Origin of the sequence: Nocardia fusca NBRC 14340 (assembly GCF_001618425.1) — a bacterium.
GTDB classification, from domain to species: Bacteria; Actinomycetota; Actinomycetes; order Mycobacteriales; family Mycobacteriaceae; genus Nocardia; species Nocardia fusca.
The window spans coordinates 279,534-304,756 of sequence record NZ_BDCU01000027.1 but is presented as its reverse complement, the minus strand read 5'-3'; the positions used below and the strand labels follow the sequence as shown (position 1 = coordinate 304,756).

Here is a 25,223-nt window from a genome sequence, read left to right as displayed (position 1 = left end):
GGTGGGTCCCTTCGTCGTGTGTGGGCCGGGCGCTCAGTGGAAGATCACGGTGAGTGCGCTGTGCAACGAGGCCGCGGCGACGACCGCTGCCCGGTGGGCGTCCATTGCCACCAGCACGACCCGTTCGGCGTGGCGCTTGCCCGACTCCGCCGGCGGCCCCGACACCAGTACCACCGCGGCGTCGACCGCCAGGGTTTGCGCGAGTGCCGGATCCTCGGCACCGGCGGCCACCACGTCCACCCGATCTCCGGCCCGCAGTATTTCGGTGATCGCGGTATCGGCCAGGCGGATGGGCACGATCCGGGCGTCCGGCCGTCCGGTGGCGGCCGCGGCGAGCCGCGGCCCGACCACACGGACATCGGTGAGCACCTCGCCCGCTCGCAGGGCAGCGGTGAGCACGGCGCCGAGCAGCGGTGCCGGGTCGGCGGCCGCGCCGTCGGGTGTGGCGTCCGGAGGGTAGGAGGCGAGGCGGAGATCCGCGGCGGCGAGCAGGTGGCCGGGCGGCAGGTCGCGGGCCGCGACCACGACGGAGCCGCGCGCGTGGGCCGGATCGCCGCGGAGGAACAGCGTGACGGCCGCGAGCGCGCACAGGACGGCCAGCACACGGCGCAGCAGGACCCCGTCGGCCCAGGCCGGTCGATCGGCGAACGCGTCGCGCCAGGTGTCGCCGGCGCCGAGGGAGGAGCGGCGGCCGCCGCTCGTGCGGGCAGGGGGTCGGATGCGGCTCATGGACCGAGCGTATGAGTACGGTCCGGCCGCCGACCCGGGGTTGTGCGCGATTGTGGACAACTCCCGGGGTGTGGATGGATCATCCGCGATACCCGGCCGCCGCCAACGACCTGTCCGGGCGGGGCCGGGTCGCGATCCCGCTCTCAGCTGGCCGCGGCGGCGGGTGCCGAGGAGGTACCCGCGGAGCCCTTGTCCGAGCTCGATTTCGCACCGGATCCCGAAGAGCTCGACGTGGAGCTGTCGGACTTGGCCGGTTCGCTGGCGGTCGAGGCGCCGCTGCGGCTGTCGGTCCGGTAGAAGCCGCTGCCCTTGAAGACGATGCCCACCGAATTGAAGAGCTTACGCAGGGTGCCGGAGCACTCCGAGCAGACAGTGAGTGCCTCATCGGTAAAGGACTGAACGATATCGAAGCGGTTGTCGCACTGGGTGCACGCGTATGAATAGGTTGGCACTGGGTCCTCCGCGGTATTCGAGACTTAGCACTCTACAGCCGACAGTGCCAACAGTGCCAATCGCCGAATGATTCCCGCATACCCTCCATTGTGTCGAGTGCCACCACGGCGGCGTCTCACGGCGCTGTCACATCGAGCCGGCGCAGGCCGCCGCCCGGGGTGAGCACCCAGGTCATCCGGATATCGTGAGGTTCCTCGGGCAGCCGCTCGACCACCTCGTCGTCGCGGACGACCACGGTGCGCCGGGCAGTGGGATCGGCCATACCCAGGGTCCGGTCGTAGTAGCCGGCTCCTTGGCCGAGCCGGACCCCGCGCCGGTCCACCGCCAGTGCCGGGATCAGCAGGACCTCCGCCCGCGCGACGGTTTCCGGCGGTAGTACCGGGCCCGCCGGTTCCAGCAGGCCGTAGCGGCCCGGCCGCAGCGATCCCGCGCCGGTGAATTCACCCCAGCGCAGCGGGCCGGGCGCCCCGGTCACCGGCAACAACACCCGGCTACCGGCCGCGCGCAGCGCCTCGGGCAGGGCCGGCGAACCCGGTTCCGCGCGCATCGGCACGTAGGCGCACACCCACTCGGCGGGACCGAGGTCCGCGGCCGCGGCGGCCAGTGCCGCCGCCTCCGTGGCGCGCACGAGTTCGGGTAGCCGCGCCCGGCGGGCACGGATCTCCGTGCGCCAGGCCTGTTTGTCACGCTCGTCGGGCACAGGCACGGCGACAACCATAGGCTCTCACCGGTGCCGGTTTCGTCGCGTAAGTCCGCAGCGAGCCGGTGTACAGCCGTTTGGGCGGTGCTCCGGGTGGATAGGGTGTGTATATGACAGAAAAGGCCGCAGAACAGGGCAGCGAGGGCGCCTCCGCGCCGGAACCGGGTTTCCGGACGGCCGTCGTGCCCGCGGCCGGGCTGGGAACGAGGTTCCTGCCCGCGACCAAGACGGTCCCCAAGGAACTGTTGCCGGTGGTCGACACCCCCGGTATCGAGCTGGTGGCCAGCGAGGCGGCCGAATCCGGGGCCAGCCGCCTCGTGATCGTCACCTCGCCCGGTAAGGACGGGGTGGTCGCGCATTTCGTGGAGGACCTGGTGCTGGAGAGCACCCTCGCCGAACGCGGCAAGTTCCAGCTGCTGGAGAAGGTGCGCAAAGCCCCGGGGCTGCTCGATGTGAGCTCGGTGGTGCAGGAGGAACCGCTGGGTCTCGGTCACGCGGTGGCCCAGGCCGAATCGGTGCTCGACCCCGACGAGGACGCCATCGCGGTACTGCTCCCCGACGATCTGGTGCTGCCGTGCGGGGTACTGGATGTGATGAACCGGGTCCGCCGTAAACGCGGCGGATCCGTCCTGTGCGCGATCGATGTACCCAAGGAGCAGGTCAGCGCCTACGGCGTATTCGACGTGGCCCCGGTGCCCGACGCGGTCAACCCGAATGTGCTGCGGGTCAAGGGCATGGTGGAGAAGCCGGGCCTCGAGGAGGCCCCCTCCACCTTCGCCGCCGCCGGGCGCTACCTGCTCGATCGCGCGATCTTCGACGCCCTGCGCCGCATCGGTCCCGGCGCCGGCGGGGAACTGCAACTCACCGACGCGATCTCGCTGCTCATCGACGAGGGACATCCGGTTCATGTGGTCGTCCACCGTGGGTCGCGCCATGATCTGGGGAACCCGGGCGGCTATCTTCGTGCTGCGGTGGATTTCGCACTGGAGCGCGAGGAATACGGTCCCGCGCTGCGCGAGTGGCTCCAGCACCGGCTGAGTCCGGAGTGGAACCCGCAACTCACCGCGGACGAATGAGATCGCCTGCAGGGCGAGGACATCGGGAAGGGCTGGATGCGCTCTGTTGAGGATCAGCAGATCAAGGTGACCGCCGCGGCCGTCGCGCCGCGGCCCGTGCGGGTCGCGATCTCCGAGGCCCAGGGTCTGCTGTGCGCCGAGGACGTGGTGACCGAGCGGCCGCTGCCCGGTTTCGATCAGGCCGCCATCGACGGATACGCCGTACGTAGTGTGGATGTGACGTCGGCCGGCGCCGATATCCGCGACGAGGACGGCGAACTTGTCGACCTGACGCTGCCAGTGGTCGGGGAGGTGCTCGCCGGCTCCCGGCAGCCGATCCGGCTCCAGCCCCGGCAGACGGTCCGGGTCGCGACCGGCGCGCCGCTGCCCACCCTCGCCGACGCGGTGCTGCCGCTGGATTTCACCGACGGCGGCCGGGGCCGGCTCAAGGTCTACGAACCGGTGCGGTCGGGTGACTATGTGCGCCGGGCCGGTGACGATGTGCAGCCCGGGGATGTCGCGGTGCACGCCGGTACGATCATCGGTCCCGCGCAGGTGGGCCTGCTGGCGGCGGTGGGCCAGGACAAGGTGCTGGTCCATCCGCGGCCGCGGCTGTCGGTGATCTCGATCGGCGAGGAACTGGTCGATATCGATCGGGCGCCCGGGCCCGGGCAGGTCTACGACGTGAATTCCTACGCCCTGGCCGCCGCGGCGCGTGATGCCGGCGCGGATGTGAACCGGGTCGGCATCGTCGATGCCGACCCCCGCCGGCTCCGGGATGTGGTCGAGGGTCAGCTGGTGCGCGCGGAAGTGGTGGTGATCGCCGGCGCGGTCGGCGGGTGGGCCTCCGATCAGGTGTGTGAGGCGCTGGAGGGCCTCGGTGAACTGGAGATCGCCCGGGTGGCGATGCATCCGGGTTCGGTGCAGGGGTTCGGCCGTCTCGGCCGCGACGAGGTGCCTACCTTTCTGCTGCCGTCCAATCCGGTGGGCGCTCTGGTGGTTTTCGAGGTGATGGTGCGGCCGCTGATCCGGATCGCGCTGGGAAGGCGGCAGCCGATGCGCCGGATCGTCCGGGCGCGGACCATAACTCCCATCCAGTCGATGGCGGGCCGCAAGGGTTATCTGCGTGCCCAGTTGATGCGGGACGAGGCCACCGGCGAGTACCTGGTACAGCCGCTCGGCAACAGTGCCGGGGCGTCGTCGCATCTGCTGGCCGCCATGTCGGAGGCCAACAGTCTCATCGTGGTCGAACCCGATGACACCGAAATTCGCACCGGTGACAAGGTGCGGGTCGCATTCCTGGCGCAGCGCGGCTGAAAAGTGGAGTCCATGAATGTTTTCCGGGCCACCCAGCACCCCGGGTGGCCCGCGCACCTCGGCCCGGTGCGGGTGCCCGCCGGGAAGGTGACGTTGCGTCCCGTGCGGTTGCGTGACGCGGCGGCGTGGAGCCGGATCAGATTGCGGGATCAGAACCATCTGGAACCCTGGGAGCCCACCGGCCGCGGGACGTGGGACGCGCGCAATCACGCTTCGAACTGGCCGCCGCTGTGGTCGAGCCTGAAGGCGGAGGCGCGTCGCGGCGCGATGATCCCGCTGGTGATCGAGGTCGACGGCGCGTTCAGCGGGCAGCTGACGGTCGGCAATATCGTGCGCGGCGCGCTGCGTTCGGCGTGGATCGGGTACTGGGTGGCCAAGGATCTCGGCGGGCAGGGGGTGGCGACCGCGGCGTTGGCGCTGGGGCTCGATCACTGTTTCGGTCCGGTGGGCCTGCACCGGGTGGAGGCGACCGTGCGGCCGGAGAATCTGGCGAGCCAGGCGGTGCTGCGCAATGTGGGCTTCCGTGAAGAAGGGCTGCTGCGTAGGTATCTCGATGTGGACGGGGCATGGCGCGATCATCTGCTGGTCGGGATAACGGTGGAGGAGCTGCCCGGCCGGGTGGTCGATCGGCTGGCGCGGGAAGGACGGTTGACACTGCGGTGACGTGCCGCCGGAAACCGGCCTGCCCGGACCCGGCTTTGGTGGAAATGTGACTCATGTGGCGGAAGTGCACGGCGCGCCTGCCGGGTTGTACCCCTACTCGGAATTAACCTACGGACGTCGGTGGTGCGTCCTGTGCCACCGGTGGAGAGCTCGTACCACGATCTGCGAGACGTACCCGCGGGGAAGGACTCCGGTGTCGGGGCGCACACGGTTCATGGCGGGGGCTCGGACGACGACCAGGCGGGACGGAGGTGCTGACGACGATGCCGAATTCGATCCTGTGGATCGGGCTGGTCGTACTGTGGGTCTTCGTCCTGTTTCCTATCCTTGCCGACCGGCATCCCAGAATCCGCCGGACAACCGACACAGCCCTGGCGACGCGGGTACTGCATCGTGGAGATTCCAAACGGCGTAAGGGAAGTGGGCATGCCCGCAAGAAGCGGACCACGCGGCCTTACCGAAAGCGTCACCACGCCAACGATGCGGAGGATCCGATGAGCACATCGGCCGAGGAGAACCCTACCGCGGCTGACGAGGAGCAACCGGACGAGGTCGTCGGCGATCGGCCCGGGGGCGCCGAGCCGGAATCCGGTGCGGACGGTACCGCGCACGACAGCGCACCCGGCGACGGCTGGGACGACGCGGAATTCGAACGCGACGAGGACTGCGACGACGAGGTCCGGTCGCCCGGGCGCGCCGAGACCAACGTTCCCGCGCGCATTCCCCCGGTGCGGGCGACGATGCGGGCGCCGGACCCGGAACTCGAATACGACGACGAGGATTTCGTACCGTCCCGCCGCGGGCGCGGCGGTTACGATCCCGAAGCCGACGCGATCGCCCGGGCCGCGCGCTATACCTTCCGGCAGCGCGCCGTGGTCGCTCTCGTACTCGGTGCCGTGCTGTGCGGCGGTCTCGCGGTCGCCGTCGCACCCATTTTCTGGTGGGGTTGCGGTGGCGCCGTGCTGTCCCTGGTCACCTACCTGGGGTATCTGCGCAAACAGGTCCGGATCGAACAGGAGATCCGCCGGCGGCGCAGCGCTCGGCTCACCGGCCGGGGGCAGGAAACGGCCGGGAACGGCCCCGCCGATGCCGGGACGGCGTCGCCGCGCAATGCCCGGTCCGGAATGGACCGGGATACCGCACGCGCGCTGCGTCGCCGTGCCCATCTGCTCGAAGCCGACGACGAGGATCCGGCGTTCGAGCACCTGGATGCCTACGACGCGTCGGTCGCCCGGACCGTGCGCAACCGGGCGACCGGCGGCGATACCCGCCGGGCCGCGGGTGCGTGACCGATAGCGGATTCCGCCGTTCGAAAATGGCCAGAGGGCAGAGAAACCACAGGTCAGGGCCCCGATTCGGATTCTGGTAGCCCTGTTTGCTAGAGTGGCACAGCGCGGTTCACCGAGCCGCACGGGGCTATAGCGCAGTTGGTAGCGCGTCTCGTTCGCATCGAGAAGGTCAGGGGTTCGATTCCCCTTAGCTCCACATTTCGACAAATGGTCCCCGGCCTGCCGAATGCAGGTGGGGGACTATTTGTGTCGGGCCCCGGGCGCCCCGCCCCGCAGGTAGTACGCCGTCCTCGATGTGAGGGAGTACCCGACCTCGTCGGACTCCGGACGCCATACCGCTACATCGTCGACCGGATCCACCGGCAGGCCGCATACCGCGGGGCCGGTTCATCGTGCCGGGTCGTCGAGCACTGCCGCTGCGGCGGCGGCCATGACGGCGTAGCCCGTCGGGTTGGGATGGAGATGGTCGCCGCTGTCGTAGCGCGGGTCCAGGGCGTCGGGGTCGGATCCGGCGGCGAGGAGACGTTCGAAATCGATGACGGCGTCGAATTCGCCGGACTCGCGTATCCAGGAATTGACCGTGTCCCGGACGTTTTCGCCGCGCGGGCTGAAATACGGGGCACCGCGGTACGGCAGTAGTGTGCCGCCGATGATGCGTAGCCCGTCGGTACGTGCGAGACGAATGAGCTGCCGGTATTCGGTGATCAGCTGATCGGCGGTGACCTCGGGGTTCGGTCGCAGCCAGGGTTCGTCGAGTTCGCTGGCGCCGATGTCGTTGATGCCGGACAGCAGGATCACCGTGCCGACGCCTTCCTTGTCGAGTACGTCGCGACGGAACCGGGTTGCGGCGCGCTGGCCGACGTAGCCGGAGTCGGACATGATCCGGTTGCCGCCGATCCCGGTGTTGAGTACGGCCCGGGGGTCGCCGTCGGCCGCCAGTCGGGTGGCCAGGACGTCTGGGTAGCGGTTGTCGGAATCGGCGGTGGCTCCGGCGCCGTCGGTGATGGAGTCGCCGAAGGTCACCACGCCGTCGCGGGTCGGGGGCCCGCTGACCTGAAAATCCGACAGGTAGTACCAGGACCCGTCGGACTCGGTGAAGGCAGTACCGCCGGTGTCGGCGTGATGGTCGCCGTCGGCTCGGAAGGAGGTCGTGTTACCGAGGTAGTGAAAGGTGGCCGGTCCGGTCTCGTGGGCCAGGTAGAGGGTCACCGTGACCGGCTTCCGTGCGGTCACCGAGAACTCGACGGCGTCGCTGGTGAGTTCTGTACCCTGCGAAATCTCGGCGGTCGGTGCCCCGTCGAAGGACAGCGATCGCACCGTGCCCGGCTCCACGGCCGCGCCGTCCGTGGTATCCGCGAGCGTTGCCGCGGCAATCCGCAACGGCCGGTCCCCGAAAAGGTTGGACACAGTGATCCGGGCCTGATCGCCGCCCACGGTGGGGCGCACGGTCTGCCGCACGGTCTGGTCGGCGAAACCGGCTGTCGACCAGGTCGGACCCCAGACGTCGACGGCGGCCATCTGTGCGGCGGACCAGCTGCCGAGCCACGTCTGCCGTTCGCTCGAGCGGTCGACGACGCCCGCGTAGAGCGCCGTTGCCGCGATGGTCACTACTGCCGGCACGGTCAGGAAGAAGGTTTTGATCCTTCGCGCGTTCATCGACCGGTCTCCTCGTCGAGCCGCCGGCTGATCCCGTGTGGCGCCGGTCCGTCGAGGAACGCGGGCGGGTCGAACGCCTCGGCAGCGGCCGGTACAGCCGCTCGCGCCCTTCCCGCGGCGAGTTCGACCGCGGCTGCGACCGTCATGATTCCGGAGGTGACGGTGTGACCACCCAGGTGGCCGGTGGCGCCGTATACCGCGATCCCCATGTCCGAACTCCGCTCTGCGTATGTTGGTGATAAAACCAACCTATGAATCATCGGCGAGTGGGAACATGGGTCGATAGCTCGAATTCATATCCGAAACGCTCATCGAATCGGTTGTACCATCGTTTGATGGATATTCTCTCCGACGCCGTATCGGCGATCCGTACGGGCAGCCCCGGTTCGGGTCTGTTCATCCGGCACGCACCGTGGGGGCGTGACTACCCCGTGGTGCCCGGGGCCGGATTCCACGTGGTGCTCGAGGGATCGTGCTGGCTGCGCCCGCGCGACGGTGACGCGATCGCTCTCGGGGTCGGTGACGTCGTGTTCATGCCCAGGGGTGCCGAACATGTCCTTGCCGATGATCCCGCCACACCCGTCACCGAGGTCGCCCGGCCCGGCGAGCCCCGGGAGATCGCCGGGCCCGGCCGGCGCAGCGTGTTGCTGTGCGGTGCGTACGCGCTCGACCGGCGTCATCCGCACCCGATGCTGGACGGCCTGCCGGAATTCGTTCATCTGCCCGCCCGGCTGGGCAGGCATCCATCCCTGCGCAGTGCCGTCGACCTGCTGGCCGCCGAATTGTCCGAGCCGCGAGGAGGAACCGACGCCGTGCTGCCGTCGCTGCTGGATGTCCTGCTGCTGTACATCCTGCGGGCATGGTTCGAGGAGGAGGGTGCCGACGCCACGTCCACCGGGTGGATCGCGGCATTCCGTGACGTGTCCGTGGCGCACGCATTGCGGGCCATCCACGCCGCCCCCGGCCGGGCGTGGACCGTGGAGCAGCTCGCCGCCGAAGCCGGGGTATCGCGAGCGACCCTGGCCCGTCGATTCGCCGCCACGATCGGAGAAGCGCCACTGTCCTATGTGACTCGATGGCGGATGATTCTCGCCGCCAAACGGTTACGTGACAGCGGAGAGTCGATCGCTGTGGTCGCCGGGCGGGTGGGGTATGGATCCGAGTTCGCCTTCGCCAAGGCATTCAAACGCGAATTCGGCGTGGCTCCGGGCCGATACCGCAAGGACAGCGAAAACCCGGAGCTCATCGCGGTCTGATCCGAATGCATCCGGATAGCTGCGTTCCGAGGCGCGTCGAGTCCTCCTCGGTGGCAGTGGGATACGTGCGGGGCGGTTGACGATGCCATGGAAGCCGGCCGACCCCCTGCTGTGGTTCGCGGTCGGTGCCGGTGATTTCCGCGGCCCGCCGAGACGCCGATGGTGTTCGCGGGCAATCGATTCGATGAGAGATTGAGTGCCTCATGGTCTCGAATTGGCGAACGCAATAGTGCGTTTTTACCTCCGGCGAGTTATGTCCATCGACTATTGTCATCGACTGAACAAATCTGTCCGATACGCGGTACGACCGAATCGAGAGCCGATCATGTTTGAACAGAGTGTGATGGTGCCGGGCGACGTTCGCACGCGGCCGGCGGTGCCCGCGGCCACCACGGGCCTGCCCACGGCGACCCAGTTGCTGTGCAGCTTCCAGGGGACCCGGTTCGAGGATCACGACGTCCTCCGCACGGCGCGGGCACTGGCCGTCCTGCACGGCCATCGGGTGACTCTGCGGGACGCGCGCACGGTCGCCGAGGTCGACAACCGCCGCCGGGAGCTGGTCGAGGATATCGACGAGTGGGTCGACGCACGGTCCCCGCAACGTGACGCCGACGTATCGATCCACGCCGAAACGCTGGGGGCGGTGATCGATCGCATGGCCTGGGGATGGGTGGACGCCAACCAAGTGGTCGAGATCGATGGCACGCGAGATCATCAGGCGCGTAAACGCTGGCACCGGCTGGCCGAAATGATCGACGGCTATACGGAACTGATCACCGAGCTCGTCCGGGGCGGGCGGCGGCTACCCGGCCGGCCGTGACGCCCGCTCGCGGTCCCCGGTATCGCGAGCGATCCGCCCGGCTCGGCGGCAACACCGGCATCAGCGATCCAGCACCGCGAGCATTCCAGAGACGGCCGCGGGCCAGGTGAACTGCTCGGCTCGCCGCCGGGCCGCGCCGCGCCGCTGCGCGGTCGGGCGGGCCAGTACATCGGTGACCGCGCGCGCGAACGCCGCCGGATCGTCGGCGGCGACCGCGCCGCAGTCTGCGGTGACGATATCGGCCAGCGCCGAGGACCTGCTCGCGACCACCGGGGTACCCGCGGCGAGCGCTTCCAGCGCGGCCAGCCCGAAGGTCTCGTGCGGACCCGGGGCCAGCGAGATATCCGCGGTCGCCAGCAATCGCGCCACATCCGCCCGGTCGCTGATGAACCCGGTGAAATGTACCGCGGGCAGGCCGCCCGGCAGTTCCGGCAGCAGCTTGGCCCGGCGTTCGAGTGCGTCCCGGCGCGGACCGTCACCGGCGACCACCAGACGCGCGTCGAGCCCGTCCCGGCGTAGTTCGGCGAGCGCTTCGATACTGCGATCGGCGCGTTTCTCCACCGACAGCCGGCCGCAGTGCACCAGCAGAGGTTGTCCGGGCACCCCGAGGTCGGCCCGTAGCCCGTGGTCGTGGCGGCGCGGGCTGAACAGGTCCAGATCCACACCCAGCGGCACCATCTCGACATTCGGGGCGCCGATACGCCGGAACTCGGCCCGCGCGAATTCGGTGGTGCACACCACCATGTCGTATTCGGCGGCGGTGTTCCGGTTCGCGATATCGGCGCAGCGCCGGGCGATCCGGTCCGGCATGATCTGCCCCAGCAGCCGGTCCAGGCGCTCGTGGGAGATCATCACCCCGGCCACGTCCCGGCGTCGCGCCCAGCGGCCGAATCCGCGCAGGGTCAGCCGGTCGGAGACCTCCAGCACATCGGGCCGCAGACCGTCGAGGACATCGGCGACCCGGCGCGGGTCGGCCGCCCGGTAACCGCCCGTCCACGGGATCCCGACCGCGGGCAGGGTGATCCGCAATGCCCCGCTCGGCAGTACTTCTTCGGTGCGCCGCGGCCCGGGCACGATCAGCACGACCTCGTGGCCGGCGGCCACATAGCCCGCCCCGAGATGGTGCAGCGCGGTACGCAGACCCCCCGAGCGGGGGCCGTAGAAATTCGCCAGTTGCACGATGCGCACGTCGCCGATCGTGGCGGCAGCCGGGTTACCACCGGAACCGGGGCGTTGAACTCGCGGTGAAGGCCGCGTGTTATTTGGATATCGAGGCGCTACGGGGCGGGCATACCGCGGCCCACCCGGGGCAGGTCCAGATTCAGCGGAATCCGCCCGAGGGCCAGATGCTCGCCGACCTCGTCGGCGGGCAGCGGGCGCGCGATGAGGAAACCTTGGGCCCGGTAGCAGCCCAGACCGACCAGGGTGCGGGCCGCGACCGGGGTCTCGACCCCCTCACCGACCACGCCGAGGCCGAACGATCCGGCCAGCCCGATGATCGATTTCACGATGGCCAGATCGTCGGTACTGGCACCCAGGCGCTGTACGAAGCCGCGGTCGATCTTCACCGCGTCCACCGGCAGTGCCTTGAGATGGGAGAGCGAAGAATAGCCGGTGCCGAAATCGTCGATGGCGATCTGGACACCCATCCGTTTGAGCCCGCGCAGCGTGACCTGGGTGCGGGCCAGATCCTGGACCACCACGTGTTCGGTGATCTCCAGGCAGATCGAACTTCCGTCGATTCCGAAATGCCGGAGGATGTCCTCGATACGCTCCACGAAATCCAGGCTCACCAGCTGCACCGGCGACACATTGATCCGCATGACCATATTCGTCGCCAGGCCCTGCCGTCGCCACTGCGCGAACTGCGCGCAGGCGGTGCGCAGCACCCAGCGACCCAGCTCACCGGCGAGGTTGGTGGCCTCGGCCACGGTCACGAACGCACCGGGCGGGAGCAGGCCGCGGGTCGGATGCATCCAGCGGACCAGCGCCTCCATGGCCACGATCCGGCCGGTGCGCAGATCCACCTCGGGCTGGTAGTGCAGGATCAGCGATCCGTCGGACACCGCGCTGCGCAGGTTCAGTTCCACATCGTCCTGGAGCTCGAACTGGGCCCGCATGGCGTCGGTGAACAGTGCCACCCCGTTGCCGCCGCCGGATTTGGCCGACAGCAGCGCGTGGTCGGCGCGCCGCATGATATCGGCGACGGTGGTTTCACCGGGGATACCGACGGCCACCCCGACGCTGGCGCCGCGGCTCACCGACTCGCCGCCCACGGTGACCCGGCGGCTGATCAGTTCCTGGATCCGGGTCGCCTCGTATTCGGCGGCGACGGTGTCCATGGGTTTGGCGGGGACGATCACGAACTCGTCGCCGCCGAGGCGGGCGATCATATCGTTGGGGTCCATATTGTCCCGTAGCCGCTCGGACAGGGTCCGGATGAACTTGTCCCCGGCGGTGTGGCCGAGGAAGTCGTTGAGGGCCTTGAGCCGGTCCAGGTCGAGGAAGAAGGCCGCGACCGGGCCGGGGCTGCCCGGTTGCAGCCGCTGCTCCATATGTTCCAGCAGTGCGCGGCGGTTGGCCAGACCGGTCAGGTCATCGTGCAGGGCGATGAAGCGGAGCTTCTCCTCGGCCTCCACCCGGGCCTGCAACTGCGCGAACAGGGTGGCGATGGCTTTGAGCACATTCAACTCGCGGGTACTCCAGTCGCGGTCGCCGACCTTGACGAAACCGAGCAGGCCCGTCGACCGGCCCCGGGACACCAGCGGTACCGCCGCGGAGCTGATGTCGCCCAGCCCGGACGCGGAGTGGATGGTCTGCTGGTAGTCGGCGGCGCTGGCCGGGATGAGGAACGGTTCGGTGGCGTGTTCGAGCGATTTGAAGACCGAATCCGCCTGATCGAAATACACGATCTTGAGCGGATCCGGTTCGGGCACATCCTGGCGCGGCGGCCATTCGGCCACCAGCACCGTGGATCGGTTCGCGGGATCGTTGTGCCGCAGGTAGCTGAAGTCGACGTCGAAATAGTCGATCAGCATGGCCAGCACCTGCTCGGTCGCCGACACCATGGTCGCCGAGTCGACGCCCATCAGCTCCGCGGCGACTTCGGTCACCAGCGAGTCGAGTGTCCGCCGAGGCACCTGATCTCCGATCACACTATCTGCGGCTGTCCGCGCCCGGTGCCGGGCGCCGTCGGCTCCGCACGCTGGCAGCTGCCGCGTAACTCAGGCGTAGTACCAGCGCCACGCTGTCCTGTTCCGGCACTTCCAGTATTTCCAGGAAACGACCCTGAAGTGTGGACAGTCTATCCGCGTATGCCGGGGAGAGCGCATCCAGTTCGGTACGGGATCGGGAAAACAGGAAGACCGGGGACATCGGCTGGACGGCCAGACCGGACCGCTGCGCCTGGATCCACAGCCGCTGTACCGCGGCCCCGGCGCGGGCGTAACCGGTCAATGCCCCGGGCTCGGCACCGGGATCCGGGGTGAAGGTGAGGGCGACGACGGCCGAACTCGAGCGCACCCTGTCCCGGGCGTAGTCGCCCAGTGCCGCCCCCGCCGACCAGCTGTGCAATTGGGCCATCACATCGGCGCGTCGCCCGATCTGCAGGGCGACCCGCTCATCGGGCGCCAGTTCGAGCGACCGGGTGTCGATACCGTCGGACAGGTCCTCGCCGGGCCAGCGCATCTCCGCGAACATCTCGCGGTGCAGCAGCGGCGTGAGGTAGCGGATCCGGTCGGATTCGGCCAGGACGGCGGCCAGGGTACGGATCCCCGGCGAATCGGCGACGGCCCGCATCCGCGCGCCTTCGGCCGCCGCGGCCGCGGCCAGCCCGGCCAGGACGCCGGCCGGGATCTGCCCGCCGTAGCCGAGCCGGCGATTGGTCTCCCGGGCGAGCGCGTAGGGATAGTCCGCCGCCAGCGCCGGGTCGGTGTCACCGCCGTGCCGGAGCACCGCGGTGAGCGGGAAGTCCGGTTCGGTGCCTTCGAGGTATTCGTAGGGGCCGAGTACGTCGTAGGCCGCGGCCGCGACCCGGGCGTTGTAGAGGGCGGCGCCCAGGGCCACGGCGCTGCCCCGGTAGCCGACGTCCATGGCGGTGGTGTAGCGCGGCTCGAGCGCGATCCGCAGCTCCTGCGGCGCGGTGTGCAGTGACCACGGCTGGACGTTGCCGCCCGAGGGCGCGCGCTGCGCACAGACCAGGATGCGGTCGATGGTGGTGCCGGCCGGGTCGTCGGACTCGGGGTCGGCGAGGTATTGCTCGGTATCGATATCCGGGTCGGCCAGCGCGTCGAGCGCCTGCTCCACATCGACACGGGTGCGGCCCGACCGCAGCGGCCGGCCCAGCCCGATCCGGCGGATCGCCGTCGCGACGCTGGCCGCGCCGAGCACCACGTCCCCGCTGAGTTGCGGCCAGCTGTTGAGGGTCTCACCGACCTCCACGAGACTCCCGGCCATCCGGGCCGACAGATCGTGCGCGCCGAGCAGGCCGACGACATAGGGCGCTTTGTCGCGGGTGGACAGGCCGCGCAGTTGTTCGGCCCCGGTATCGCCGAGCAGGCCGTGGAACGGGACCCGGTCCGGTTCCAGGTCGAAACGTTCGACATCGAGCAGACCGCGGTCGCTGGTCTCCATGATCAGCGGCAACCGGCGGCGCCGGGCCGCTTCCCGGATGAGCAGCTTGATGTCCAGGGAATCGCATTCCTCCACAACGATTCCCAGCCCGTCGACGAAATCGTCCGCGGTTTCGGCGTCCACGCCGCCGCCGCGTACTTCCACGGGCAGGTACGGATCGAGTTCGGCGATCCGGCGAGCGGTGACGATCGCCTTGTTCACCGCGATATCGAACAGCGTGGCGGGTACCCGGTTGAGGTTGGACAGTTCGAGTTCGTCGAAATCGGCGAGCCGCAGCCCGCCGCATACGCCCTCCTGCGCCAGGGTGTAGGCGATGGCGTGACCGACGCTCTGACCCACCACGCCCACCGTCACGGTGCTCAGCCGATCCTGTTCGGCCCGGGTCAGCTTGTTGCGGTTACGGTCCAGGCGGATCGCGCGGAAGGTCCGCGGGCCCGGCAGCACGAGCACGCTGCGCCGCCACGGGTAGTAGACCCAACGGTCGTCGGCCGCGCTCTCTCCGGTGTCCGGGGGGTCGTTGAGCCGGCCGAACTCCGCGGCCAGCAGGCCTCGTAGATCGTTGAACTCGGTATGCGGGGTGGCGCGCAGCCCCGCGAGGGCGCGTTCGTCGTCGGGATCGCTCGGGTCCAGGATCAGCGGCCGGTATTCCACCCCGAGATCTGCCTCACCGACCATATGCGTAGCATTCCTCCCCGCCGTGCCCGAACAGCCGATGTGACCGCCGCGACCTCGGTTCAGCTAATCCCATAGCGCGAAGTTCACCACGCATCAGCAGATACTGCAACTTGTCAGCAAATACATGGTAGGTCCGGGTGTCCCACCAAATGGGCAGGGTGTGATAGCGCTCGTCGGGGTAGGGCACCGGCGGGATCGACTGGGCCACCACCCCGCCGCTGGCGCGGTGCCGTTCGGTGGTGAAAGAGGCGACCGTGGCGAAGCCGTACCGGGCATTGAGCAGGCGCGGTGCGTGGGCCATACAGCGCGAGATCGCCGCGGCCAGTTCATTGCGCCGGGGCGCGTCCCGGGCCACCCACACCGCCCGGGATTCCACCACTCCGCGTGGAATGCGCCGGGCCATCATCAGGCCCAGTTCGGCCGCGCCCGCCCGGCCCGCCCACGGGGTGAGCGAGCCGACCTCGGACACCCAGGTGTAGGGGCCTTGGACGCGCAGTCCGCCGACCACTTCGCCGCGGGTGTCGGTGGCGGCGAAGAACAGGGCCGTCGAGGACCCGTCGAGGACGCCGTCGTAGTCCAGGGCCGATTCGTTGCCGAAGTGGCGGTACGCTTCCCGCGCTCCCACGAGATATCGGCGCCACAGGCCGGGGGAGAGATTCGGGGTGGTTACGCAGAGGGCGTATCCGGAAACGTTGTCGCGAAATCTCACAGTGCGGCCGCGGCTCGGGTCTTCTCGGCCGACTGCGATCGTTTCGACAGTCATGCAGTTCCTACTCTTTCGCCGCACGATGTGAGGGCCGTGCGGGATTTGTTGTCCAGCAGCCCGACCGACGCCCCGGCTCGTCGGCGTGCCCAGTGCAGTATCCGTCATCGGAAGACAATTGACCAGGACTCTGGTTAATCTTCCGGAAACCGGCCCGGTGTGCGATCGTTATCGCAGGTCAACCCGGATGAATTCAGTATGCGCCGTTACCACCAGACCGGTTGGTACCGAGTTGGTTACCGGCAGGCAACGATCTGTCCACCCCGAGGTCAGGGAGTGATGGAGATGAACAGCTCCACCGATTCCGAACCGTGCCAGATCTCGATCTCCTCGCGGTAGGCCCGGGTGATCTCCGCCGACGCGGTCGCGTCGTCGACCTGGGCCCAGACGTCCTCGACCGGATCGTGGTAGTCGCCGTTCGGTACGAACCGGGCGTAGACGCCCCGTGGAACCCGGACCAGTACATCGCCCACCGGGGCCCGGCCCGGGTCGGTGTACTCGAAACACACCAGCGCGTTGTAGGTTCCGGTCGGTGTCCGGACGTACACGGTGTACATGGGCCGTTGTCCGTCGGCCGATCCGGCGGTGGCGTCCAGCCGCTCCCGCACCCGGTCCTTGAGGAACTCGATGAGCTCGCTGTTGCTGACCTTGAAACTGGGTCGGACCTTCGGGAAAACGAGTCCGGCGTACACGGATTCGCCACGCACCACGATCGTGTAGGTCATCGGGCCTCGACCGCCAGATACAGATCGATTTTGTAGGCGTGCGGGTAGAACTCGAAATCACCGGAGAAGGTCCGGTTGATCTGGTGGTGCTCCTCGGCGTAGGCGATCTGTGTCCACAGGCTCGTCATGATCTGCGGGAAGTTGCCCACCGAGGAGAATTTCGCATAGGTGCCGCGCGGCAGCCGGGCGACCAGATGCCCGCGGGTGACCTCGTCGAACGAACTGCATCGATATCCCACGATCTGGGTGTTGTAGGTCCCCAGCTCCGTCGAGTAATCCGTGTACGCCGTGGCGAGGGGGCCGCCCAGCTCGTGATGTAGTACCGACGCCCAGGCGCCTTCGAGGTCGCGGTCGTACAACTCACCGAGCGCACGCTTGGGGCTGCGTACCGGGAGTCCGGCCACCCACGTCTCGTCCCGCTCGACGAATTCAAACTGCATGGAACGACTCTTTCGAGATGTGTCCTGGTCGGCAAGCCGACCGAATGGTCGGCTGGACCCGCCATGCTATCAACCGACGGCGATCCCGGCCGGTTGCCCGCGCTCGGCGCCGCCGCCCGGGTCCGTGATCGCGGCGCGGCGGGATCGGCCGAGTTCCTACGGTCCGATCCGAAACCCACTATCATGGGATGAAATTTCTCCGGACGCCACAGCCGGGCAATTCGGGAGTAATCGGTTTTATCGCCGAATTCCGCTCATCGCGAATTGAATTCGGCATTTTACTCCTGTTCTCAGGGCTGGGGATTTTGTCAGTTATTGTTTCGTAATTCACCGCGGTGGGCCCGATCCGCCACTGCCAGTTCAGCTGAATTTCATTCGGCGCCGATACCAATGCGAGCATGATCGGCAGACCAGACCGGCGGGCCGTGCCCGCATCCGGCGAGCGCGCGAAACGCGCAGCCCAGTAGCCGGATCTACGGCGATGCGCCTGTGGGGTGAGCGCGGGAGTAGTGCACCGCGGACAGCAGCGAGATGGGGGCGTCGCCTCCTCTGGTGCCTCGCCGGACTCTTCGTGCTGACCGTACTGCCGGGTGCGCTCGGGGCGGTGGCCGTGGCACAGGACGGCGCCACCGGATCCAGCCGGATCGACGGGGTGGCCTGGATGAACGTCCGGGACTCCTTCGGCGTGGCGCTCGCCGATTACACCTACATCAGTGACAAGGGCGGGTTGCTCGACCCGGGCGGCACGATCGTGTGGACCGTCGTCGGCCTGGAATTCGTCGGCTACATGATCATCGTGACCACCGCGATCTGGTTCATCGGTTTCGCGCTGAGCTTCGCCTGGCTGGACTTCTTCGCCAACGCGCTGCGCGGTACCGCCGGCGCGCTGGCCGGCCAGCTCGCCACGCCCGCCGTCCTGATCACCGCGGCCACGATCGGCGCCTTCTTCGTGGCCTGGTTCATCGTGCGAGGTTTCCATGCTCGCGCGGTGATCCAGACGGTGACGATGCTGGCCGTGGCGGTGCTGGGCCCGCTGTTCCTGGCCGACCCGCTGGCGGCCGCACTGGGCTCCGACGGGGTGCTCGCCCAGGGGCGCGATGTCGGTTTGGCGGTCGCGTCGGGACTGAACGGGTCCACGAACCGGAACCCGGATCTGGCGGTGAGCACACTGCAGGGCGATATGGCCGACAACTTCGCGCGCCGACCGGTGCAGGTGTGGAACTTCGGCCATATCGTGGACAACCGGTCCGCGTGTGCCGCGGCGTGGTCTTCGGGAGTGACCACGGGCGATACCGACCGCACCCAGCGCGCACTGGCAGCCTGCGGGGACACCGCGGCGGCCGCGGCCGCCGCCCACCCGAGCCTCGGACAGATCGGCACCGGTCTGTTGCTGCTGGTCTCGGCAGCCGTACTGCTGTTGTTCGCGGTGGTCCTGTCCTATCGGCTGATGCGGGCCGCGCTGGACGCGATCATGCAGGGATTCATGGCGACCTTCGGATTCGCCGCGGGCGGTTTCGTCTTCGGGCCGACACAGACCTTTCTGGTGCGCAACCTGGTGAACACGGGTATCGCCGCGGCCCGGATGTGCGCCTACACCGTCTTCATCGGGGTGTACCTGCTGTTCCTCGGCAACCTGTTCCAGCAGGCGCGCGGACAGGTGCTCGCGGTCATCGTCATCGCGGCGGTTGTGGAAGCGGTCGCGATCCTGCAGTTCGGCAGGTTGGCCAAGGGATTGACCCGAGGTTCGGACTGGATGGCCAACCGGTTCTCGCTCACTATCCAGGGTGCACGTGGCGGCTCGGGTGGTACCGCGCTCGGTATGGGCGGCGGCGGCGGGAAGAGTTCCGGGGGTGGTTCGGGCGTCAGCGCGATCGCCGGCCTCGCCGCACTGAACACTGTCAACACCTCGCCGCTCACTGCCTGGCTCGCCGGGCGCACGGTCAACCCGTTCAGCCCGCTGGCCCTGGGCAAGATGCGCAGCGACCGGGTGAATGTGGCCACGGCGGCGAGCCGGTTGGAAAGGCACGAATGGGCATCGTTGGCCCGGCAGAACTGGCGACTGCTGGCGCGACGAGAAGCCGACGAGTGGGGCGGGATCCACACCGAACTCGGCCTCGCGCGGGCGATCAAGTACCTCGACAACAACCGGGTGCCCTATCAGCACATATCTGCTGTGCTACTGGACGCGGGGGCCACCCACAGCGCCGTGAACCAGGCCCTCCGGGCCCGCTCGGTCCGGAACGAGACCAGATCGCGTAATCCGTACGGCTTCGCTCCCCTGCAGAAGGCCGTCGCCTCCGGCAATGCGGTGATGAACCACGCGGGCACCGACGCGCAGGCGGCGTTCGCGGCGCAGGCGGTGGCCGACGCCGACAGCCTGGCCCGGCACACCCTGGCACCGGACCCCGGCGCGCGGCTCGACCACGCATTCATCGCACGGGTCGAGGAGCACTGGGATTCCGATCGCGCTCTGCGGGCCAATATCCGCCCGGAAGAATGGAACTCGGTCGGCCGCGCCACGCGAACCGCCATCGCCCATCGGCTGGCCACCGATCACTTTGCGATCGCGAGGGCGTTCAACGATCACCCGACCCCCTCGAATCGGGAAGCTCTGATGACGTCGGTCAAGCGTCTCGCCAACCTCGACCACACGGTCCCCGAGGCCGGACTGGACCCCTGGGACCTGTGACACGGAGGCCGTTTCCGCCGTGCCCGCCCGTCCCCGGGTCGGTAGGCTGCTGCCGACAGCGCAGTCGGACGATCGGGAGTAGCAGCATGGGGCGGGTCGACCGCAGGAAATCGGTGCAGAACGCGAAAACGCTGATCACCGGCGCGGCCAGCGGTATCGGCCGGGCGACCGCACTGGCCTCGGCGGCCCGCGGGGCGCGGCTGGTGCTGACCGATATCGATGCCGACGGGCTGGCGAATACCGTGGCCGAGATCGAGCGGGCCGGTGGCACCGTGCTCATCGCCGAGGCGTTCGATATCTCGGACCACGACGCCGTGGCCGAGTTCGCGGCGACCGTGCACGAACGGTTCGGCAGTCTCGATGTGGTGATGAACGTGGCCGGGACGTCGGTCTGGGGCACGGTCGACAGTCTGGAGATCCGGCACTGGCGGCGGATGATCGATATCAATCTGCTGGGCCCGATCAATGTGATCGAGCGGTTCGTGCCACCCATGGTGCGTGCCGGTCAGGGCGGTGCGCTGGTGAACGTCTCGTCGGCGGCCGGTTTGCTGGCGCTGCCATGGCACGCTGCCTACAGCGCCAGCAAGTACGGGCTGCGCGGATTGTCGGAGGTGTTGCGCTTCGAACTGGCGGAGCACGGTATCTCGGTGCATGTGGTGACCCCGGGCGCGGTCGCCACCCCGCTGGTGCGCTCGTTCGACCTGGTCGGTGTGGACAAGGAGCATCCACGGGTACAGCGGGTGACCTCGCTGTTCACCCGGCACGCGGTGGCACCGGAGAAGGTCGCCGCGGTGATCCTGAAGGGCATCGAACGCAACCGGTTCCTGGTGTACAGCTCTTTCGATATCCGGTTCGGGTACTGGTGGAAGCGGAAGTTCGCTTTTCCCTACGAACTGCTGATGCGGCAGGCCAACCTGCAGTTCAGCACGCTGAAGCGGTCGGTGAATCGGGATCGGCCAGCGGAGAACACAACGAGTCCGGACTCTGCGGCGCCGCGCTGAGCGCGTCGTCGCAGCCGTACTCCGGGCAGTTCAGGTGCACGTCCAGCACGCGCGCGCCCGGGCCCTCGGCGCCGAGCCGGTCGTTCTCGTTCACCAGTTTGCAGCTACCCAGGGACAGGCAACCGCAGCCGATGCATCCGGTCAGGTTGTCGCGCAGCCGGACCAGCTGGGTGATCCGGTCGTCCAGGTCCTCGCGCCAGGCCGTGGACAGCGTCTCCCAGTCGCGCCGGGTAGGTGTGCGACCTTCCGGCAAACGGTCCAGAGCGGCCCGGATATCGCTCAGTGGGATGCCGACCCGTTGCGAGATCCGGATGAACGCCACCCGGCGCAGCGTCTCGCGGGTGTAGCGCCGCTGATTTCCGCTGGTCCGGCGGCTGGAGATGAGTCCTTCGCGTTCGTAGAAATGCAACGCGGACACAGCTACTCCGCTACGCTCGGAAAGCTGGCCGGGGGTCAACTCTTTGGTGGTCCAATCCGCTGTCGGCATCGATACTCCTCCTTTATCTGAACAATACTTCAGGTTGCTGGAGGCGGGGGTGGAATCGGGGCAACTACCCCGCGAACGGGTAGGCGTCGCCGTGCCCCCATCGCGTTCGCGCACTAGTGTCGGGACATGGGACCAGATGCCGTACCGGATCCGACATCCGCCCGCGACCACCGGCCTTCCCCCGCCCGCTACGGGGTGACCAGCGAAGTCGGCGCGTTGCGCGCCGTACTGCTGCACCGCCCCGGTGACGAGTTGCGCCGCCTCACCCCGCGCAACAACGACCAGCTGCTCTTCGACGGAATCCCGTGGGTGGAACGCGCGCAACAGGAACACGACATCTTCGCCCAGGTGCTGCGCGACCGCGGAGTCGAGGTCGCGCTACTGGCCGATGTGCTCACCGAAACACTCGAGGTGAGCGGCGCCGCCCGCATCCAGGGCATCTCCGCCGCCGTGCACGCCCGCCGTCTCGGGCACGCCCTCGCCGACGAGCTGGCCGGCCACCTGCGCGGGGTCCCGGCCGCCGACCTGGCCCGGATCCTCATGGCCGGGATGACCTTCGACGAACTGCCTTTCGCCGCCGACAACACCTCGCTGGTCCGCCGGATGCACCACGGCGGTGATTTCGTCATCGACCCGCTGCCGAACCTGCTGTTCACCCGGGACTCCTCGTTCTGGGTCGGCCCCAAAGTCGCCATCACCGCCCTGGCCCTTCCCGCCCGCGCCCGGGAAACCTCCCTCACCGACCTGATCTACGCCTTCCATCCGCGGTTCCTCGGCGTACGCCGGGCCTACGAATCGCATACCGCGCCCATCGAAGGCGGCGATGTGCTGCTGCTGGCGCCCGGAGTAGTGGCGGTCGGCGTGGGCGAACGAACCTCACCGGCCGGCGCGGAAGCTCTGGCGCGCAGCCTGTTCGACGACCGGCTGGCGCATACGGTGCTGGTGGTGCCGATCGCGCAGAACCGCGCCACCATGCACCTGGACACCGTGTGCACGATGGTCGACACCGACGCCGTGGTGATGTATCCGGGAGTCCGCGAAACCCTCACCGCCTACACGATCAACCGCGACGGCACCTCCGACGACTGTGCCGTCACCGGCCCCGAACCCTTCCTGCCCGCCGCGGCGGCAGCCATGGGGATCGACAAACTCCGCGTGATCGACACCGGGCTCGACGGGGTCACCGCCGAACGCGAGCAGTGGGACGACGGGAACAACACCCTCGCCCTGCGCCCGGGCGTCGTCGTCGCCTACGAACGCAACGAAATGACCAATGCGCGGCTGGAGGATTCCGGTATCGAAGTGCTGCGCATTCCCGGCTCGGAACTGGGTTCGGGGCGCGGTGGGCCGCGCTGTCTGTCCTGCCCGCTTGCCCGGGATCCGGTATGAAATCGGATCGGATGCGGTAAGAACGAGCCATGCTCGAAATCACGGTGTCCCACGATTCGGGCGTCCCGCCGTACGAACAATTGCGGCTCGCCGTCATCGCCCGGGTCCGCGCAGGTGAACTGGCCGCGGGCACCAAGATCCCCACGGTGCGGGCCCTGGCCGCCCAACTGGGCCTGGCCCCCAACACGGTGGCCCGCGCCTACCGCGAACTGGAACAGGACGGAGTCCTGGAGACCCGCGGCCGGCTGGGCTCGTTCATCGCCTCCTCCGGCGACCCCACCGCTGACGCGGCGGGGCGGGCGGCCTCGGAATACATTGCGGCCATCCGGCGGCTGGGGTTGGACGGGGACGCGGCGATCCACTACGTCAGGGTCGCGCTGGGGAGCTGAACGTTCTCAGCGCCAGCTGGGTAGCCACAGGTGGTCTTGCCAGCTACCTGTCGTTATCGGTAGGCCGGTGATGATCGGCCACAACCAGATGAAGTTCGCTATTACGAGGGCGAGGTAGAGGCAGACCACCAGGAGGCCCAGGCTGTGGCGTTCGCTGGGTTGGGCGGGCAGGAACTCGCCGCCGGATCCGCGGGCGACCGGGCGTCTGGCGGTGCCGAGTATGTCACCCAGCACCAGCGCCACCGCCATCACCAGGAACGGGGCCAGGGTGACCGCGTAGAAGTAGTACATCTGGCGGTCGAGGGTCAGGAACCAGGGCAGCAGGGCGGCGCCGTAGGCGGTGAGCACGGCCGCGTATCGCCAGTCCCGGCGGACGATCCAGCGCCAGATACCCCACGCGAGAACGGGAAGCGACACCCACCACAGGGCGGGCGTGCCGACCAGCATGACGGCTTTCACGCATTCGGTCTGCCCGCAGCCGGTGACCCCGTCGTCGGCGTAGTAGTACAGCATCGGCCGCAACCCCATCGGCCAAGTCCACGGTTTGGATTCCCACGGGTGATGATTGCCGGCGGAATTGGTGAGCTCGGAATGGAACGTGAGGGTGCGGGAGTGGAAGTACCACAGCGACCGCATGGCGTCGGGCACCAGATGTGACCAGAATCCACCGGTGCCGATCCCGTCCTCGGGCGCCGACGGATTACCCGCCATATAGCGGTAGACGGCGGTTTCGCTCCGGAACCAGGCGGCGTAGCTCGCCAGGTACACGCCCAGCGGGATCAGCACCAGCGCGTACAGCGCGGGGCCGAGATCGCGGAGGGCGGTGCCGTACAGCGGTTTGCGCACACCGTAGGTACGGCGCGCGAACAGATCGAACAGGATGCTCAGCAGCCCGAACGCGGCGATGAAGTACAGCCCGGACCATTTGGTGCCGCAGGCGAGTCCCAGCAGGAGTCCGGCCCCGAACCGCCACCAGCGCACACCCAGGCGCGGACCCCACGGAGTCTCGCCGATCCGGCCCTCGGCGTCGGCGCGTGCGAGCCGGGCCCGCACCTGGTCACGGTCGACGATCAGGCATCCGAACGCGGCGGTGACGAACACCGTGATGAAGATGTCGAGCATCCCGATCCGGGACGAGACGAAGGTGGTTCCGTCCGCGATCAGTAGGATCCCGGCCAGGGCGCCCAGCATCGTCGAGCGCGTCATCCGCCGCACGATCCGGATGACCAGCAGGATCAGCACCGTACCGGCCAGCGCGGCGGAGAACCGCCACCCCCAGCCGTTGTAGCCGAACAGCGCCTCGCCGATCGCGATCATCTGTTTCCCGACCGGTGGATGCACCACCAGCCCGTACCCGGGGTTGTCCTCGATACCGCCGGTGAGGAACTGCCAGCCCTGCGGGGCGTAGTGCTTCTCGTCGAAGACCGGCGTTCCCGCGTCGGTCGGATAGTTGAGCATGGTGAAGCGGGTGATGGCCGCGATCACCGTCAGGAACAGGCTGACCACCCAGCCGCGCGCGGTATCGGTGGGACCGAAATCCGGCGCCGGCCGCAGCGGAGCCGGGCTCGACCAGGTGCGCTGCGGCCGCCAGGCCGCGTTGCGGCGCAGTTCGGTCAGCTGAGTCACGGTTGTGAGCTTATGTGCTGTGTTTTTTGGCGCCGCCTCCGGCGTCGCGGGGTTGAGGCCCCCTTGGTCTCGCCGTTCAGGCCTCGAGACTCGAGCCTTCGGCTCCTGCGATGTGCAGTGGGCCGCCCATATAGAGTGCGACCATTGAGCACCTCCGGCCAAGGGCGGGACGGCCTCAACCCTTTATGGGCCTCGCTGAAATCGGCACCGAAAAGGTGCTGCTGTCCGTGAAGGCGATCAGATGCCAGGCCGGCCGGTCGAGTCGGCATCCGACCCGAATGTCGAATGCTGACGCAACCCGCATGTGTCGAGTTTTACGAGACACCTCCAAGGGTTGAGGCCCGTCTCGCCGTTTCGGCCTCGAAAGCGCATGAGCCGAAGGCTCGAGTCTCGAGGCCGAAACGGCGAGACCCAGGGGGCCTCAACCCCGCGCGCGCCAGCGCGCCAAAAACACAGCTAGGCTGCCGAC

Annotated in this window: 23 protein-coding genes and 1 tRNA gene; 11 read left to right on the top strand and 13 right to left on the bottom strand. The window is 68.4% G+C overall.

The window, feature by feature from the left end:
• Positions 1-33: 33 nt before the first annotated feature.
• From NF4_RS17050 to NF4_RS17040, 3 genes are all read right to left on the bottom strand, one after another.
• Positions 34-729 carry an SAF domain-containing protein gene (locus NF4_RS17050; protein WP_063128293.1) on the bottom strand — a complete coding sequence of 232 codons (696 nt, stop codon included), beginning with the start codon at positions 727-729 and terminating at the stop codon, positions 34-36.
• 143 nt (positions 730-872) lie between these two features.
• Positions 873-1,181 carry an FmdB family zinc ribbon protein gene (locus tag NF4_RS17045; RefSeq protein ID WP_063128292.1) on the bottom strand — a complete coding sequence of 103 codons (309 nt, stop codon included), beginning with the start codon at positions 1,179-1,181 and terminating at the stop codon, positions 873-875.
• A 116-nt stretch (positions 1,182-1,297) separates the two neighbouring features.
• A complete protein-coding gene (locus NF4_RS17040; RefSeq protein WP_063128291.1) occupies positions 1,298-1,900 on the bottom strand; it encodes a 5-formyltetrahydrofolate cyclo-ligase in 603 nt (200 codons plus the stop codon).
• A 92-nt stretch (positions 1,901-1,992) separates the two neighbouring features.
• On the opposite strand from NF4_RS17040, the gene NF4_RS17035 reads away from it, so the two are divergent.
• From NF4_RS17035 to NF4_RS17015, 5 genes are all read left to right on the top strand, one after another.
• Positions 1,993-2,958, top strand: coding sequence for a UTP--glucose-1-phosphate uridylyltransferase (locus NF4_RS17035; RefSeq protein WP_063128290.1), 966 nt, complete (start codon positions 1,993-1,995; stop codon positions 2,956-2,958).
• 36 nt (positions 2,959-2,994) lie between these two features.
• Complete coding sequence (gene glp / locus NF4_RS17030) at positions 2,995-4,254, top strand: molybdotransferase-like divisome protein Glp (protein ID WP_063037011.1); 1,260 nt, start codon at positions 2,995-2,997, stop codon at positions 4,252-4,254.
• A 12-nt stretch (positions 4,255-4,266) separates the two neighbouring features.
• The gene (locus tag NF4_RS17025; protein WP_063128289.1) at positions 4,267-4,917 is read left to right on the top strand and encodes a GNAT family N-acetyltransferase; all 651 of its coding nucleotides are present in this window, start codon (positions 4,267-4,269) and stop codon (positions 4,915-4,917) included.
• Between the two features lie 263 nt (positions 4,918-5,180).
• Positions 5,181-6,206 carry a divisome protein SepX/GlpR gene (gene sepX, locus NF4_RS17020; RefSeq protein ID WP_063128288.1) on the top strand — a complete coding sequence of 342 codons (1,026 nt, stop codon included), beginning with the start codon at positions 5,181-5,183 and terminating at the stop codon, positions 6,204-6,206.
• Between the two features lie 123 nt (positions 6,207-6,329).
• Positions 6,330-6,402, top strand: a tRNA-Ala gene (locus NF4_RS17015).
• Positions 6,403-6,593: 191 nt separating this feature from the next.
• Here NF4_RS17015 and NF4_RS17010 read toward each other — a convergent pair.
• Together NF4_RS17010 and NF4_RS17005 are read right to left on the bottom strand one after the other, a co-directional pair.
• Entirely contained in the window at positions 6,594-7,862 is a 1,269-nt protein-coding gene (locus NF4_RS17010; protein ID WP_063128287.1) for an SGNH/GDSL hydrolase family protein, read from the bottom strand.
• Positions 7,859-8,071: a hypothetical protein gene (locus NF4_RS17005; protein ID WP_063128286.1), complete on the bottom strand. Its 213-nt coding sequence runs from the start codon at positions 8,069-8,071 to the stop codon at positions 7,859-7,861. Before NF4_RS17005 ends, NF4_RS17010 begins: the two co-directional genes overlap by 4 nt.
• A 126-nt stretch (positions 8,072-8,197) precedes the next feature.
• On the opposite strand from NF4_RS17005, the gene NF4_RS17000 reads away from it, so the two are divergent.
• A complete protein-coding gene (locus tag NF4_RS17000; protein WP_063128285.1) occupies positions 8,198-9,118 on the top strand; it encodes an AraC family transcriptional regulator in 921 nt (306 codons plus the stop codon).
• A gap of 325 nt (positions 9,119-9,443) precedes the next feature.
• On the top strand, positions 9,444-9,938 hold the full coding sequence (locus NF4_RS16995; RefSeq protein ID WP_232330508.1) for a DUF4254 domain-containing protein: 495 nt from the start codon (positions 9,444-9,446) through the stop codon (positions 9,936-9,938).
• Between the two features lie 60 nt (positions 9,939-9,998).
• Here the strand turns inward: NF4_RS16995 and NF4_RS16990 are convergent, their stop codons facing one another.
• The 6 genes from NF4_RS16990 to NF4_RS16965 all read right to left on the bottom strand — a co-directional run bounded on the left by NF4_RS16990 (position 9,999) and on the right by NF4_RS16965 (position 17,173).
• Complete coding sequence (locus tag NF4_RS16990) at positions 9,999-11,126, bottom strand: glycosyltransferase (RefSeq protein ID WP_063128284.1); 1,128 nt, start codon at positions 11,124-11,126, stop codon at positions 9,999-10,001.
• Between the two features lie 89 nt (positions 11,127-11,215).
• Entirely contained in the window at positions 11,216-13,078 is a 1,863-nt protein-coding gene (locus NF4_RS16985) for a bifunctional diguanylate cyclase/phosphodiesterase (RefSeq protein WP_269749618.1), read from the bottom strand.
• Between the two features lie 16 nt (positions 13,079-13,094).
• Complete coding sequence (locus NF4_RS16980) at positions 13,095-15,245, bottom strand: Rv1355c family protein (RefSeq protein WP_063128283.1); 2,151 nt, start codon at positions 15,243-15,245, stop codon at positions 13,095-13,097.
• Positions 15,235-16,008, bottom strand: a complete 774-nt coding sequence (locus NF4_RS16975) for a hypothetical protein (protein WP_198165350.1) — start codon at positions 16,006-16,008, stop codon at positions 15,235-15,237. Before NF4_RS16975 ends, NF4_RS16980 begins: the two co-directional genes overlap by 11 nt.
• Positions 16,009-16,277: 269 nt before the next feature.
• On the bottom strand, positions 16,278-16,733 hold the full coding sequence (locus tag NF4_RS16970) for a GyrI-like domain-containing protein (protein ID WP_063128282.1): 456 nt from the start codon (positions 16,731-16,733) through the stop codon (positions 16,278-16,280).
• Complete coding sequence (locus NF4_RS16965; protein WP_030522317.1) at positions 16,730-17,173, bottom strand: GyrI-like domain-containing protein; 444 nt, start codon at positions 17,171-17,173, stop codon at positions 16,730-16,732. The genes NF4_RS16970 and NF4_RS16965 overlap by 4 nt, the downstream gene beginning before the upstream one ends.
• Positions 17,174-17,744: 571 nt before the next feature.
• Here NF4_RS16965 and NF4_RS16960 point away from each other — a divergent pair.
• Together NF4_RS16960 and NF4_RS16955 are read left to right on the top strand one after the other, a co-directional pair.
• A complete protein-coding gene (locus NF4_RS16960; protein ID WP_063128281.1) occupies positions 17,745-19,862 on the top strand; it encodes a hypothetical protein in 2,118 nt (705 codons plus the stop codon).
• Between the two features lie 86 nt (positions 19,863-19,948).
• The gene (locus NF4_RS16955; RefSeq protein ID WP_063128280.1) at positions 19,949-20,863 is read left to right on the top strand and encodes an SDR family oxidoreductase; all 915 of its coding nucleotides are present in this window, start codon (positions 19,949-19,951) and stop codon (positions 20,861-20,863) included.
• Here NF4_RS16955 and soxR read toward each other — a convergent pair.
• Complete coding sequence (gene soxR, locus NF4_RS16950) at positions 20,784-21,350, bottom strand: redox-sensitive transcriptional activator SoxR (RefSeq protein WP_232330507.1); 567 nt, start codon at positions 21,348-21,350, stop codon at positions 20,784-20,786. The two genes, NF4_RS16955 and soxR, sit on opposite strands and share 80 nt — an antisense overlap.
• Positions 21,351-21,476: 126 nt before the next feature.
• Here soxR and arcA point away from each other — a divergent pair, with 126 nt between their 5' ends.
• Together arcA and NF4_RS16940 are read left to right on the top strand one after the other, a co-directional pair.
• Complete coding sequence (gene arcA / locus NF4_RS16945) at positions 21,477-22,739, top strand: arginine deiminase (protein ID WP_084533177.1); 1,263 nt, start codon at positions 21,477-21,479, stop codon at positions 22,737-22,739.
• A gap of 29 nt (positions 22,740-22,768) precedes the next feature.
• Entirely contained in the window at positions 22,769-23,128 is a 360-nt protein-coding gene (locus NF4_RS16940; protein ID WP_063128278.1) for a GntR family transcriptional regulator, read from the top strand.
• Positions 23,129-23,134: 6 nt separating this feature from the next.
• Here the strand turns inward: NF4_RS16940 and NF4_RS16935 are convergent, their stop codons facing one another.
• A complete protein-coding gene (locus NF4_RS16935; RefSeq protein WP_063128277.1) occupies positions 23,135-24,754 on the bottom strand; it encodes a dolichyl-phosphate-mannose--protein mannosyltransferase in 1,620 nt (539 codons plus the stop codon).
• Positions 24,755-25,223: the final 469 nt, after the last annotated feature.

Coding starts and splice junctions, on each gene's coding strand:
- NF4_RS17040 (WP_063128291.1), bottom strand. CDS start 1,900: ATGGTTGTCGCCGTGCCTGTGCCCGACGAGCGTGACAAACAGGCCTGG.
- NF4_RS17000 (WP_063128285.1), top strand. CDS start 8,198: ATGGATATTCTCTCCGACGCCGTATCGGCGATCCGTACGGGCAGCCCC.
- NF4_RS16970 (WP_063128282.1), bottom strand. CDS start 16,733: ATGACCTACACGATCGTGGTGCGTGGCGAATCCGTGTACGCCGGACTC.
- arcA (WP_084533177.1), top strand. CDS start 21,477: ATGGGACCAGATGCCGTACCGGATCCGACATCCGCCCGCGACCACCGG.
- NF4_RS17035 (WP_063128290.1), top strand. CDS start 1,993: ATGACAGAAAAGGCCGCAGAACAGGGCAGCGAGGGCGCCTCCGCGCCG.
- NF4_RS17010 (WP_063128287.1), bottom strand. CDS start 7,862: ATGAACGCGCGAAGGATCAAAACCTTCTTCCTGACCGTGCCGGCAGTA.
- NF4_RS16980 (WP_063128283.1), bottom strand. CDS start 15,245: ATGGTCGGTGAGGCAGATCTCGGGGTGGAATACCGGCCGCTGATCCTG.
- sepX (WP_063128288.1), top strand. CDS start 5,181: ATGCCGAATTCGATCCTGTGGATCGGGCTGGTCGTACTGTGGGTCTTC.
- NF4_RS17005 (WP_063128286.1), bottom strand. CDS start 8,071: ATGGGGATCGCGGTATACGGCGCCACCGGCCACCTGGGTGGTCACACC.
- glp (WP_063037011.1), top strand. CDS start 2,995: ATGCGCTCTGTTGAGGATCAGCAGATCAAGGTGACCGCCGCGGCCGTC.
- NF4_RS16995 (WP_232330508.1), top strand. CDS start 9,444: ATGTTTGAACAGAGTGTGATGGTGCCGGGCGACGTTCGCACGCGGCCG.
- NF4_RS16975 (WP_198165350.1), bottom strand. CDS start 16,008: ATGACTGTCGAAACGATCGCAGTCGGCCGAGAAGACCCGAGCCGCGGC.
- NF4_RS17025 (WP_063128289.1), top strand. CDS start 4,267: ATGAATGTTTTCCGGGCCACCCAGCACCCCGGGTGGCCCGCGCACCTC.
- NF4_RS16965 (WP_030522317.1), bottom strand. CDS start 17,173: ATGCAGTTTGAATTCGTCGAGCGGGACGAGACGTGGGTGGCCGGACTC.
- NF4_RS16940 (WP_063128278.1), top strand. CDS start 22,769: ATGCTCGAAATCACGGTGTCCCACGATTCGGGCGTCCCGCCGTACGAA.
- NF4_RS16955 (WP_063128280.1), top strand. CDS start 19,949: ATGGGGCGGGTCGACCGCAGGAAATCGGTGCAGAACGCGAAAACGCTG.
- NF4_RS17050 (WP_063128293.1), bottom strand. CDS start 729: ATGAGCCGCATCCGACCCCCTGCCCGCACGAGCGGCGGCCGCCGCTCC.
- soxR (WP_232330507.1), bottom strand. CDS start 21,350: ATGCCGACAGCGGATTGGACCACCAAAGAGTTGACCCCCGGCCAGCTT.